Here is a 12,589-nt window from a genome sequence, read left to right on the forward strand (position 1 = left end):
TGAATTGTCGCGAGGATGGAACAATCGGAGTCCGTGACGTCGGCAAGGGTTTTTTGAGTACGCGACGGCATGCGACGACGTGCCGTATCGCGCGTGCGTTTCGATCGGATAGCCGCGCCGCGGATCATTCACGCGAAGCGGCGAGGCGTTCGATGGGTGATGACGGCCGATCGGCGCGCTTTCAATTGGACGCACTTCTTGCTAGCTGTTTGCCGGCCACGCAAACATATGATGAATTGACGGGCGCGCGCGGCGCCGGCGCGCGCATTCGCCCACGCGACTCGCCGCTCAAGCCACCCACTCGTTCAACACCGGCGTGTCGAGCGACGGCGCGCGCTCGGCTTCCTCGAACGTGCGCTTGCTGCACGCCGCATCGAGCCCCTTGCGGCCGCTCAGCAGCGGGCAGCGCTCGAAGATCTCGGCGACCCAGTCGACGAACACGCGCACCTTCGGCGACAGATGCCGGCTGTGCGGATAGACGACCGAAATCGGCATCGGCAGCGGCTTGTGGCCCGGCAGCACCTCTTTCAGCGTGCCGTTGCGCAGGTGCGGCAGCACCATGAAGAGCGGCGGCTGGATCAGCCCGAAGCCTTCGATCCCGCAAGTCACGTATGCATCCGCGTCGTTGACCGACACGAGGCCGTTCATCTTCACCTCGACTTCCTTGCCGTCGATCAGGAACGCCCAGTCGATCGTGCGCCCGGTGCGGCTCGAGAAGTAGTTGACGGCCTTGTGCTGCGCGAGCGCCTCGATCGTCTGCGGCTCGCCGTACTTCTCGAGATACGCGGGCGACGCGACCGTCGTGCCCTCGAACAGCCCGACCCGGCGCGCGACGAGCGACGAATCCTGCAGCGCGCCGACGCGGATCACGCAGTCGACGCCTTCCTGCAGCAGATCGACCGGCCGGTCCGTCAGGCCGATCTGCAGGTCGATATCCGGGTAGCGCGAATGGAATTCGCACAGAGAAGGGATCACGATCAGGCGTCCGATCGAGCCCGGCATGTCGACCCGCAGCTTGCCGTGCGGCTTTCGGTTGTTGACCTGGAAGCTCGCCTCGGTTTCCTCGACGTCCGCGAGAATCCGCACGCAGCGCTCGTAGTACGCGGCGCCGTCGGGCGTGAGCGACAGCCGGCGCGTCGTCCGGTGCATCAGCCGCACGCCGAGGAAAGCCTCTAGATTCTGGATGATCGTCGTCACCGACGCGCGCGGCAGCCCGAGCGTCTCGGCCGCTTTGGTAAAGCTGTTCGTATCGACGACGCGCGTAAACACCTGCATGGCCTGCAGCCGGTCCATTACTCTACCTCCGCGATATTTGCACCCCGAACAGATGCAGGCCGCGACACCGATGAAGGCGACGCAGCCGATGATTGTTCAGAGGACGTGAATTGTGTTGCCGGATTATAGGCATTTATCCCGATGTCTGCCGGACCCAGAATGCGATCCATCTCGCAATGGACGCGCGACGCTGCGCAATACACGTCATGGATGCATTCGATTTCCGCCGCCAAATCACGGGCACGAGCGTCGAAAGCGCACGCGTGCGGCCGGCGCTCGCGGTGTCGGACGTCGTGATCGGCGGCTACGCGCAGGACATCGCGCTGCGTCTGTATCGGCGCCCCGACAAGTCCTCGCTGCCGGTCGTGCTTTATTTCCACGGCGGCGGCTTCGTGCGCGGCGCACTCGACGACGCCGATCGCGCCGCGCGCCATCTCGCCGAGCACGTGCCGGCGCTCGTCGTGTCGGTCGATTATTCGCTCGCGCCGCGGCACCCGTTTCCGGCCGCGCCGGAAGACGCGTACTGCGCGGCGCGCTGGGCCGAGGCGCGCGCGCGCGCGTTCGGCGGCAATCCGCGCAAGATCGGCGTGGCGGGGCACGACGCAGGCGGCCAGCTCGCGAACTGCCTCGCGTTCATCGCGCGCGACCGCGGCGAGATCCGCATTGCCGCGCAGGCGCTGATCGGCCCGATGCTCGACCCGAGCCTCACGCGGCTCGCCGACGCGGCGCGTCTCGCGTCGTCCGACACGACCGCGCAGGAGTGCGCCGCGTGCTACCGCGCATACCTGCCGCAGCCGTCGCAGCGAATGCATCCATACGCGGCGCCGCTCGAATCGGTGCGCCTCGCGGGGCTGCCGCCGACGCTCGTCGCCACCGCGCAGAACGACGTGCTGCATGTCGAGGCCGAGAAATACGCGAGCTGCCTGATCGACGCGGGCGTGCCGACGCAGGTGGTCCGCTACCGGGACGTGTCGCACGCGGCGCTCGCCGACCACGCGAGCGCGCTCGAAGAGGTGGCGCGATTCTTCCAGTTCCGCTTCAGCGCGGGTTTTCCGGGCTGAAGCCGTTTTCATCCGAATCCAGAACAACCGACAACTTGGGGGTTTTTTCATGGCTATCTTGCGTACTTCCCGTTCGCGGATCGCGGCCGCGGCGCTCGCGGTCGTCGTCATCGCGGGCCTCGGCACGTTCGGCGCGATCCGCGTGAACGCGAGCGCGCCGGAGAAATCGGCGGCGCCGCTGCCGGAAGTCGACGTCGCGACCGTGCTGTCGAAGACGATCACCGACTGGCAGTCCTACTCGGGACGCCTCGAGGCGGTCGAGAAGGTCGACGTGCGTCCGCTCGTGTCCGGCACGATCGTGTCGGTGAACTTCAAGGACGGCGCGCTCGTGAAGAAGGGCGACGTGCTGTTCGTGATCGATCCGCGTCCGTATCAGGCCGAAGTCGATCGCGCGGCCGCGCAGCTCGCCGCCGCGCAGGCCCGCAACGGCTACGCGCAGAGCGACTGGCAGCGCGCGCAGCGCCTGATCGGCGACAACGCGATCGCCAAGCGCGACTACGACGAGAAGCAGAACGCCGCGCGCGAGGCGTCGGCGAACCTGAAGGCGGCCGACGCCGCGCTCGAGACCGCGCGGATCAACCTCGGCTACACGCGGATCACGGCGCCCGTGTCGGGCCGCGTGTCGCGCGCGGAGATCACGCTCGGCAACGTCGTGTCGGCGGGCGCGTCGGCCGCGCCGCTCACGACGCTCGTGTCGGTGTCGCCGATCTACGCGTCGTTCGACGCGGACGAGCAGACCTACCTGCAATACATCGGCGGCGCGAAGGACGGCCGCAAGGTGCCCGTCGAGCTCGGCCTCGCGAACGAGAGCGGCTACTCGCGGCAGGGCGTGATCGATTCGGTCGACAACCGGCTCGACACGTCGTCCGGCACGATCCGCGTGCGCGCGCGCTTCGACAATCAGGATGGCGCGCTCGTCCCCGGCCTCTACGCGCGCGTGAAGGTGGGCGGCAGCGCGCCGCATCCGGCGCTCCTCATCGACGACGCGGCGATCAACACCGACCAGGACAAGAAGTTCGTGTTCGTCGTCGACCAGCAGGGCCGCGTGTCGTATCGCGAAGTGCAGCTCGGCGCGCAGCACGGCAACCAGCGCGTGATCGCGGGCGGCCTGGCGGCGGGCGACCGGATCGTCGTGAACGGCACGCAGCGCGTGCGGCCGGGCGAGCAGGTGAAGCCGCATCTCGTGCCGATGACGGGCGGCGACGACGCTGCCGCCGCGACGCCTGTCGCGGGCGGCGTGCAGCGTGCGCAGGCCGCTCAAGGCAACGCGCGCGCGTGACGCCCGGACGCTTCCTCGGAGCGCCCGCCGCGCCAGCGCGCCCAATCAGATAGAGCCTTCCATGAACATATCAAAATTCTTCATCGATCGACCGATCTTCGCAGGGGTGCTGTCGGTCATCATCCTGCTGGCCGGGATGATCGCGATGTTCCTGCTGCCGATTTCCGAGTATCCGGAAGTCGTGCCGCCGTCCGTGATCGTCAAGGCGCAGTACCCGGGCGCGAACCCGAAGGTGATCGCCGAGACGGTCGCGTCGCCGCTCGAGGAGCAGATCAACGGCGTCGAGGACATGCTGTACATGCAGTCGCAGGCGAACAGCGACGGCAACATGACGATCACCGTCACGTTCAAGCTCGGCACCGATCCGGACAAGGCCACGCAGCTCGTGCAGAACCGCGTGAACCAGGCGCTGCCGCGCCTGCCGGAAGACGTGCAGCGGCTCGGGATCACGACGGTCAAGAGCTCGCCGACGCTGACGATGGTCGTGCACCTGATCTCGCCGAACGACAGCTACGACATGACGTATCTGCGCAACTACGCGCTCATCAACGTGAAGGATCGCCTGTCGCGCATCCAGGGCGTCGGCCAGGTGCAGCTCTGGGGCGCGGGCGACTACGCGATGCGCGTGTGGCTCGATCCGCAGAAGGTCGCGCAGCGCAACCTGACGGCCGACGACGTCGTGCGCGCGATCCGCGAGCAGAACGTGCAGGTCGCCGCCGGCGTGATCGGCGCGTCGCCGACGCTGCCGGGCACGCCGCTGCAGCTCTCGGTGAACGCGCGCGGGCGCTTGCAGAACGAAGAGGAGTTCGGCGACATCGTCGTGAAGACCGCGCCGGACGGCGGCGTCACGCACCTGCGCGACATCGCGCGGATCGAGCTCGACGCGTCCGAGTACGGGCTGCGCTCGCTGCTCGACAACAAGCCGGCCGTCGCGATGGCGATCAACCAGTCGCCGGGCGCGAACTCGCTCGCGATCTCCGACGAAGTGCGCAAGACGATGGCCGAGCTCAAGCAGGACTTCCCGGCGGGCGTCGACTACAAGATCGTCTATGACCCGACGCAGTTCGTGCGCTCGTCGATCAAGGCAGTCGTGCACACGCTGCTCGAGGCGATCGCGCTCGTCGTGATCGTCGTGATCGTGTTCCTGCAGACGTGGCGCGCATCGATCATTCCGCTGATCGCGGTGCCGGTGTCGATCGTCGGCACGTTCTCGCTGCTGCTGCTGTTCGGCTATTCGATCAATGCGCTGTCGCTGTTCGGGATGGTGCTCGCGATCGGGATCGTCGTCGACGATGCGATCGTCGTCGTCGAGAACGTCGAGCGGAACATCGAGAACGGACTCACCGCGCAGGCCGCCACCTACAAGGCGATGCAGGAAGTGAGCGGGCCGATCATCGCGATCGCGCTCACGCTCGTCGCCGTATTCGTGCCGCTCGCGTTCATGTCGGGCTTGACGGGCCAGTTCTACAAGCAGTTCGCGATGACGATCGCGATCTCGACGGTGATCTCGGCGTTCAACTCGCTGACGCTGTCGCCCGCGTTGTCCGCGATCCTGCTCAAGGGCCACGGCGACAAGGAAGATTGGCTCACGCGCGCGATGAATCGCGTGCTCGGCGGATTCTTCCGCGGCTTCAACAAGGTGTTCCACCGCGGCGCGGAGAACTATGGGCGCGGCGTGCGCGGCGTGCTGTCGAGAAAGGCGGTGATGCTCGGCGTGTATCTCGTGCTCGTCGGCGCGACCGTGATGGTGTCGCGGATCGTGCCGGGCGGCTTCGTGCCCGCGCAGGACAAGGAGTATCTGATCGCGTTCGCGCAACTGCCGAACGGCGCGTCGCTCGACCGCACCGAGAAGGTGATCCGCGACATGGGCGCGATCGCGCTGAAGCAGCCGGGCGTCGAGAGCGCGGTCGCGTTCCCGGGGCTGTCGGTGAACGGATTCACGAACAGCTCGAGCGCGGGCATCGTGTTCGTCACGTTGAAGCCGTTCGATCAGCGTCACGGCAAGGCATTGTCGGCGGGCGCGATCGCGGGCGCGCTGAACCAGCAGTACGCGGCGATCAAGGATTCGTTCGTCGCGGTGTTCCCGCCGCCGCCCGTGCTCGGCCTGGGCACGCTGGGCGGCTTCAAGATGCAGATCGAGGATCGCGGCGCGGTTGGCTACGCGCGGCTCGCGGACGCGACGAACGACTTCATCAAGCGCGCGCAGCAGGCGCCCGAGCTCGGGCCGCTGTTCACGAGCTACCAGATCAACGTGCCTCAGTTGAACGTCGATCTCGACCGCGTGAAGGCGAAGCAGCTCGGCGTGAACGTGACCGACGTGTTCGACACGATGCAGATCTATCTCGGCTCGCTGTACGTGAACGACTTCAATCGCTTCGGCCGCGTGTACCAGGTGCGCGTGCAGGCGGATGCGCCGTTCCGCCAGCGCGCGGACGACATCCTGCAGTTGAAGACGCGCAACGCGGCGGGCGAGATGGTGCCGTTGTCGTCGCTCGTCACGGTGTCGCCGACGTTCGGCCCCGAGATGGTCGTGCGCTACAACGCGTACACGGCGGCCGACGTGAACGGCGGGCCCGCGCCCGGCTTCTCGTCGGGCCAGGCGCAGGCGGCCGTCGAGCGGATCGCGGCGCAGACGCTGCCGCGCGGCGTGAAGTTCGAATGGACCGACCTGACGTATCAGCAGATCCTCGCGGGCGATTCGGCGTTCTGGGTGTTCCCGATCAGCGTGCTGCTCGTGTTCCTCGTGCTCGCCGCGCTGTACGAGAGCCTCACGCTGCCGCTCGCGGTGATCCTGATCGTGCCGATGAGCATTCTGTCGGCGCTCACGGGCGTGTGGCTCACGCAGGGCGACAACAACATCTTCACGCAGATCGGCCTGATGGTGCTGGTGGGGCTGTCCGCGAAGAACGCGATCCTGATCGTCGAGTTCGCGCGCGAGCTCGAGCATGACGGCAAGACGCCGTTCGAGGCGGCCGTCGAGGCGAGCCGGCTGCGGCTGCGCCCGATCCTGATGACGTCGATCGCGTTCATCATGGGCGTCGTGCCGCTCGTGCTGTCGACCGGCGCGGGCGCGGAGATGCGGCATGCGATGGGCGTCGCGGTGTTCTTCGGGATGCTGGGCGTGACGCTGTTCGGCCTGATGCTGACGCCGGTGTTCTATGTGGTGCTGCGCACGCTCGCGGGCGGCAAGATTCACGTCGCGCAGAAGGATTCGGCGGGCTACGGCGTGCCGGCTCCGGACGCTTGAGGATAGAAAGATGAACGAGACCAACATCAACGAACGCATCGCGCGCGTCGCGAAGATCGCGGCGGCGAGCGGGCTGCTCGTCGCGCTGCTCGCCGCGTGCGCGGTCGGGCCCGACTACAAGCGGCCGGACGTCGCGACGCCCGCCGCGTTCAAGGAAGCGCCGGCGCTCTCGCCGGGCGAGCAGGCCGGCACCTGGAAGGCGGCCGAGCCCGCCGACGAAGCGCATCGCGGCGAATGGTGGCGGGTATTCGGCGACCCCGCGCTCGACGCGCTCGAGGAACAGGCGCTCGCCGCGAACCAGAACCTGAAGGCTGCGGCGGCGCGCGTCGAGCAGGCGCGCGCGGCGACCCGCGCCGCGCGCTCGCAGTGGTTTCCGCAAGTGGGCGCGGGCTTCGGGCCGACGCGCGAGGGCCTGTCGTCCGCGTCGCAGTTTCAGCCCCAGGGCAGCGGCCCGACCACGGCGACGCTCTGGCGCGCGCAGGGCACCGTGTCGTACGAGGCGGACCTGTTCGGGCGCGTCGGCCGCAATGTCGAAGCGTCGCGCGCGGACGAAGCGCAGAGCCAGGCGCTGTTCCGCTCGGTGCAGCTCGCCTTGCAGGCGGACGTCGCACAGAACTACTTCGAGCTGCGCCGGCTCGATTCCGACCAGGATCTGTACCGCCGCACCGTCGAGTTGCGCGGGGAAGCGCTGAAGCTCGTGCAGCGCCGCTTCAGCGAAGGCGACATCAGCGAGCTCGACGTGTCGCGCGCGAAGAACGAACTCGCGACCGCGCAGGCGGATGCGGTCGGCGTCGCGCGGCGGCGCGCCGCGTCCGAGCATGCGCTCGCGATCCTGCTTGGCAAGGCGCCCGCGGATTTCGCGTTCAAGGAGACGCCGATCGTGCCGGTCGCGGTGCGCGTGCCGGCGGGGCTGCCGTCGGCATTGCTCGAACGGCGGCCGGACATCGCGGCGGCCGAGCGCGCGATGATGGCCGCGAACGCGCGCGTCGGCCTGGCGAAGTCCGCGTACTTCCCGAAGCTCGACATCACGGGTTCGTTCGGCTATGAAGCAGCGACGCTCGGCAATCTGTTCCTGTGGTCGAGCCGCACGTTCCTGCTCGGACCGTTCGCGGGCACGGCGCTCACGCTGCCGATCTTCGACGGCGGGCGCCGCAGCGCGGGCGTCGCGCAGGCGCGCGCGAAGTATGACGAGGAAGTCGCGAACTATCGGCAGCAGGTGCTCGTCGCGTTCCGCGAAGTCGAGGACAACCTCGCCGATCTGCGTCTGCTCGACGATCAGATCCGTGCGCAGAGCGACGCGGTCAACGCGTCGCGGCGCGCGGCGACGCTGTCGCGCACGCAGTATCAGGAAGGCGCGGTCAGCTATCTCGACGTGATCGACAGCGAGCGCTCGGTGCTCGAATCGCAATTGCAATCGAACCAGTTGACGGGCACGCAGGCGGTGTCGACGGTCAACCTGATTCGGGCGCTCGGCGGCGGCTGGGGCAGCGACGTGGCGCTCGGCTCGCGCGATCCGCGCAAGCAGGACGTCGCGGCGCGTTGAGCATGCGGCATGCCTTCGGGCATGCCGACGGCGTACGCGAGCGCGAGGACGTTCGAGAGCCGACGAGCCGGGGAATGGGAGAATCGGAGCCTGAGAGCCGCGCGGACGCGACGGGCGCAAGCATGCAGCGCCCGTCGCGTGACGGGCGGCATTCGCGATGGATGCACGGGGCACGCGGCCGCCGCTTCGCATCGGCGGCGCGCAGGCGGCATGCGTGCCGGAATCGGCCTGGAGTACATGCTATCGCGCGATTTTTGTTTCGCGCGCAGCGGCCTCGACTTACACTTGGCAGCGGCGCATGAGACGGGGCACCACCGTCTCGTTGCGCTGCTGGTCGACAATAAAAAGCGCAGTCCCAGCGTAGGGCGACAGGGACTGCGTAACCGCCTGCATCCGAGGGCCAGAAATACTCGCAGACGGAACTACAATCGCGCGAGCGGTGTCATGCGAGGCGGCACGCCGTGCGTGCAGAAGCACGCACGGCGTGCCGCACCTCCCGAACCGCCGAGCGTCACGCTCGCAAAAAAATCTTCCTGCAAAAAACTGTTGTCAAACGCACGTCAAACGCGCGACGCGTGCGCCGTCACGGCATCCGCGACTTCGGGTGCGACGCCGGACACGCGGCTTGCGAGCGTCGTTGCGACAGTGCTCGCGTAGACGTTCAGCGCGGTGCGGCCCATGTCGAAGAACGCGTCGATGCCGAGAATCAGCAGCACCGCATCGGCAGGCAGCCCGATCGCGGCGAGGATCACCGTGATCGCGACGACCGCGCCCGACGGCACGTTCGCGGCGCCGTCGATCGTGATGATCGTCAGGACTGCGATCGTGATCATCAGCGGCCAGCTCCACGCGAGCTGATAGGCGTCGGCGAGATAGCAGACCGCGAGCACCGTATAGAGCACCGCGCCTTCGCGATTGAAGATGTACGACAGCGGCAGCACGGTCGACGCAACCGACGACGGCACGCCCATCTCCGTGAGCTTCTTCAGATGCACGGGGAACGTGATTTCGGACGAGCGCGTCGTGAAGCCGAGGATCAGCGGCTCGCTCACCTTGCGCACGACCGCGCGCGGCGATTGGCCGGCGAGCTTGACGATCAGCGTGAGCCACGCGGCGAGGACCGCCATGCCGAGATACGCAATGCCGAGCAGCTTCGCGAGCGGCGTCATTGCGGCAAGCCCCTTCGACGACAGCAATACTGCAATCGCAGCAAAGATCGCAATGGGAGACAGCGACACGACCCACTCGGTCATCTTGAAGAACGCGGCGAGCATCGATTCGCAGACGGCGACGAACGGCGCCGCGCGGTCCTCGACCGCAGCGAGCGCGCAGCCGAGCAGCACGCCGAACACGAGCACCGGCAGCGAATTGCCGGCCGCGAGCGCGCCGACGATGTTCGACGGGATCATGTCGGTCAGGAACTTCATCCAGTCGATGCCGCTTGCGAGATTCGCCGGCATCGCGGCCGTTTGCGCGTGGCTCGCGCCGATGCCGGGCCTGAACAGCCAGTTGAGCGCGAGGCCGAGCGACGCGGCGATCACCGTCATCAGCACGAAGAACACGAGGCTGAACGCGGCCGTCTTGCCGAGCCGGCCGCGCTGCGTGCCCGCGCGGAATGCGCCGAGCGTAACCGACAGCAGGATCAGCGGCAGCACGACCATCTTGATCGCGTGGCCGAACAGCGTCGAAATGAAGGCCAGGTCGCGGCTCGCGGCGGGCGCGAGCAGGCCGAAAACCACGCCGAGCGCGAGGCCGAGGATCATCTGTAGCGGCAACGGGATTTTTTTATTGGCCAGTGTCATATTGAGCTCGAATTAATCGGATTCTGTCCGGAGTACCGTCGATCACATGATTCCACATCCGGCGTCGCGCCGTTTCCGCGTCCCGTGCGTCGATGGCCGCGTAAATCTCCAAATGTTCGAGCGTGCCGCGCCTGACCGTCGCGAAATCGCTGCGCGGCAGTTCATTCAGCGCGTGCGTTTGCGCGTGCAGCAGCTTGTATGTCGTAAATAGCCGGTCGTTGCGCGCCGCCTTGAATATTTCGTCATGAAAGACCCAGCCGATTTTCTGCTCGGTCATGATGTCGGCGATGTTTTCGTCGACGAGCCTGCGCATCTGCGTGTGCGAGCGCGACAGGCGGTCCGTTGCGCCGCCGCGCGCCGCGAGATACGCGGCGGTGCTTTCGAGCGCGAGCCGCAACTCGTAGATTTCGCGCAGATCGTCGCGCGTCGGCTCGTTGACGAAGGTACCGCTCTTGTCGACGATGTTGACGAGCCCTTCCGACGCGAGCAATTGCAGCGCGCTGCGCACCGGCATCTGCCCGACGCCCAGTTCGTGCGCGAGGCCCCGGTGAGAGATTTTCTGCCCGGGCGACAACCGGCCGTCGAAGATCCGCGAGCGGATCTCGTCATAGGCGCTTCCCGTATCGGACGAGATTTTCTCCATTATCTGTGATCGCAGATTGCTTGCTTGAATTTAATGACGCGAGCAGCATTTATTTAGATTAACCGTATTGGCGGGGGCGAACAACAAATATTTTTTCGCGATCGAAATCTTTCACGGATTTAGAATGAGTCAATCAATTTTTTCGTAAACAGCCGATGTGCGTCGATCAACAGTCGTATTCCATCGTGACCGTCCCGGTTGCGTCCGTGTTGCCGCTCCGGGCCCGAATCCTGCTGGATGGGGACGAGAATGCAAGCCGCTTTCCGTGCGACGACCACGACGCGACGCTTCATCTCGCGGCCCGGACGTCGGATGGAATCGTCGCCGTCGCGACGATCTGCCGGCAGCCGTTCCGCGATTTCCCGGCGGACGGCGCATGGCGGCTGCGCGGCGTGGCCGTCGAGCCGTTCATGCAGGGGCAGGGCGTCGGCACGCGGCTGATGCATGCGTGCATCGAGCACGCGCAGCGGCAGAACGGAAAGGTTGTCTGGTGCACCGCGCGCGATTCGGCGCGCGGCTTCTACGAATCGCTCGGCTTCGCCACGTTCGGCGTGCCGCTGACGATCGCAGCGCGCGCCGACATGGTGTTCCATGAAATGCATCGCCTGTTGCCCGACAACGCATGACGGTTGCGCGAGCGCCGGCGCGCCGCGCATTTGGGCGTTCGTGTTTGGGCGTTCGATCGACGGGGCGATGCATCCTTCGCTCCCGTTGCGGCGCGTAGAAATAGTTCGTGTTGCGAAACAAATAAAACGGCCGTTTCGTGCCGTTCTTCAATAAGGCAGCACGTCGCGCCATAGCCACGCGGCGGCGATCGACGCCGGCACGCCCAGCGTCATCAGCGCGCCCGCGAGCGGCGGATCGAGTTTCTTGTCGATCGCGATGAGCCCCGCGATGATCATCGGCGGCATCGTCGCCTGCACGAGCGCGACGGTGAGCGGCACGCCCCGCTGCGAGAACACGTAGAGCCCGCACGCGAGCACGATCGCCGGCACGACGAGCAGCTTGAAGCCGATTCCGACCAGAAAATTGCGCGCGGCGTCGCGCGCGTGGCGCACGCTGAAGCTCGCGCCCACCGAGATCATCGCGATCGGCGTGAGGGTTGCGCCGAGCGCGGCCAGCACGTCCTCGACGACGGTCGGAAATGGCACCGGCCGCAGCAGCAGCGCAAGCGCCATCGCCTGAATCGGCCGGTAGCCGGCAAGCTGCCGCGCGACGCCGCGCCAGCTCGTCGCGCTGCCCGCGTACACGTCGGCGGCGACGAGGCCCGCCGTGCACATCACGATGAAGTTCGCCTGGTCGACGACGAGCGCGTGGCCGACCGCGGCGCTCCCGATCAGCGCCTGCACGACCGGCACGCCGACGATCGACGTGTTGCTCGTGCCGCAGACGAGCGTGAGGCAGCCGACCGTCGCCTTGTCGAGACGCAGCAGCGCGCCCGCGGCGAGCGCGAGCGCGGCCGTCGCCGCGAACACGATCGCGGGCGTCGCGAACAGCCATAGCACGTCCGCGGCGAACGCAATCTTGTGCAGGTGCTGCAGCACGAGCGCGGGCAATGAAATCTGGATCACGAAGTAATTGAGGCTGGCCGGGAAGTTGTCCGGCAGGCGCTTGCTCCGCGCGAGCGCGGCGCCTGCGACGAGGCAGGCGAGAACGAGAATCAACGAAGCCATCGATCGGTGTTTGAACGCATCGGATGCAAAGCGGCCCGGCGGGCCGCCCGTGCGGATTGATGTCGA

At 67.0% G+C, this 12,589-nt stretch carries 9 protein-coding genes; 5 read left to right on the forward strand and 4 right to left on the reverse strand.

Going from position 1 to position 12,589, the window contains the following annotated elements; all coding sequences use genetic code 11:
• Window positions 1–288: 288 nt before the first annotated feature.
• Window positions 289–1,293 carry a putative multidrug efflux transcriptional regulator CeoR gene (gene ceoR / locus WT16_RS25305; RefSeq protein ID WP_006029017.1) on the reverse strand — a complete coding sequence of 335 codons (1,005 nt, stop codon included), beginning with the start codon at window positions 1,291–1,293 and terminating at the stop codon, window positions 289–291.
• A gap of 188 nt (window positions 1,294–1,481) precedes the next feature.
• On the opposite strand from ceoR, the gene WT16_RS25310 reads away from it, so the two are divergent.
• The 4 genes from WT16_RS25310 (at window position 1,482) to WT16_RS25325 (ending at window position 8,405) form a co-directional block, all read left to right on the forward strand.
• Window positions 1,482–2,336 carry an alpha/beta hydrolase gene (locus WT16_RS25310; RefSeq protein WP_015603779.1) on the forward strand — a complete coding sequence of 285 codons (855 nt, stop codon included), beginning with the start codon at window positions 1,482–1,484 and terminating at the stop codon, window positions 2,334–2,336.
• Between the two features lie 49 nt (window positions 2,337–2,385).
• A complete protein-coding gene (locus WT16_RS25315; RefSeq protein ID WP_009914257.1) occupies window positions 2,386–3,615 on the forward strand; it encodes an efflux RND transporter periplasmic adaptor subunit in 1,230 nt (409 codons plus the stop codon).
• Window positions 3,616–3,676: 61 nt separating this feature from the next.
• Window positions 3,677–6,862 (forward strand): multidrug efflux RND transporter permease subunit CeoB, encoded by a 3,186-nt coding sequence (ceoB, locus tag WT16_RS25320; RefSeq protein WP_063534489.1) that lies wholly within the window; start codon window positions 3,677–3,679, stop codon window positions 6,860–6,862.
• Between the two features lie 10 nt (window positions 6,863–6,872).
• The gene (locus WT16_RS25325) at window positions 6,873–8,405 is read left to right on the forward strand and encodes an efflux transporter outer membrane subunit (protein WP_015603741.1); all 1,533 of its coding nucleotides are present in this window, start codon (window positions 6,873–6,875) and stop codon (window positions 8,403–8,405) included.
• 560 nt (window positions 8,406–8,965) lie between these two features.
• Here the strand turns inward: WT16_RS25325 and WT16_RS25330 are convergent.
• Together WT16_RS25330 and WT16_RS25335 are read right to left on the reverse strand one after the other, a co-directional pair.
• On the reverse strand, window positions 8,966–10,207 hold the full coding sequence (locus WT16_RS25330; protein WP_063534490.1) for a dicarboxylate/amino acid:cation symporter: 1,242 nt from the start codon (window positions 10,205–10,207) through the stop codon (window positions 8,966–8,968).
• Window positions 10,191–10,850, reverse strand: a complete 660-nt coding sequence (locus tag WT16_RS25335) for a GntR family transcriptional regulator (protein WP_063534491.1) — start codon at window positions 10,848–10,850, stop codon at window positions 10,191–10,193. Before WT16_RS25335 ends, WT16_RS25330 begins: the two co-directional genes overlap by 17 nt.
• Window positions 10,851–11,005: 155 nt before the next feature.
• Here WT16_RS25335 and WT16_RS25340 point away from each other — a divergent pair, with 155 nt between their 5' ends.
• A complete protein-coding gene (locus WT16_RS25340) occupies window positions 11,006–11,476 on the forward strand; it encodes a GNAT family N-acetyltransferase (RefSeq protein ID WP_015603616.1) in 471 nt (156 codons plus the stop codon).
• 147 nt (window positions 11,477–11,623) lie between these two features.
• On the opposite strand, the gene WT16_RS25345 is transcribed toward WT16_RS25340, so the two are convergent.
• The gene (locus WT16_RS25345) at window positions 11,624–12,523 is read right to left on the reverse strand and encodes an AEC family transporter (RefSeq protein ID WP_063534492.1); all 900 of its coding nucleotides are present in this window, start codon (window positions 12,521–12,523) and stop codon (window positions 11,624–11,626) included.
• Window positions 12,524–12,589: the final 66 nt, after the last annotated feature.

It is taken from the genome of Burkholderia sp. MSMB1589WGS (assembly GCF_001636105.1).
In the GTDB taxonomy this organism is placed as follows: domain Bacteria; phylum Pseudomonadota; class Gammaproteobacteria; order Burkholderiales; family Burkholderiaceae; genus Burkholderia; species Burkholderia humptydooensis.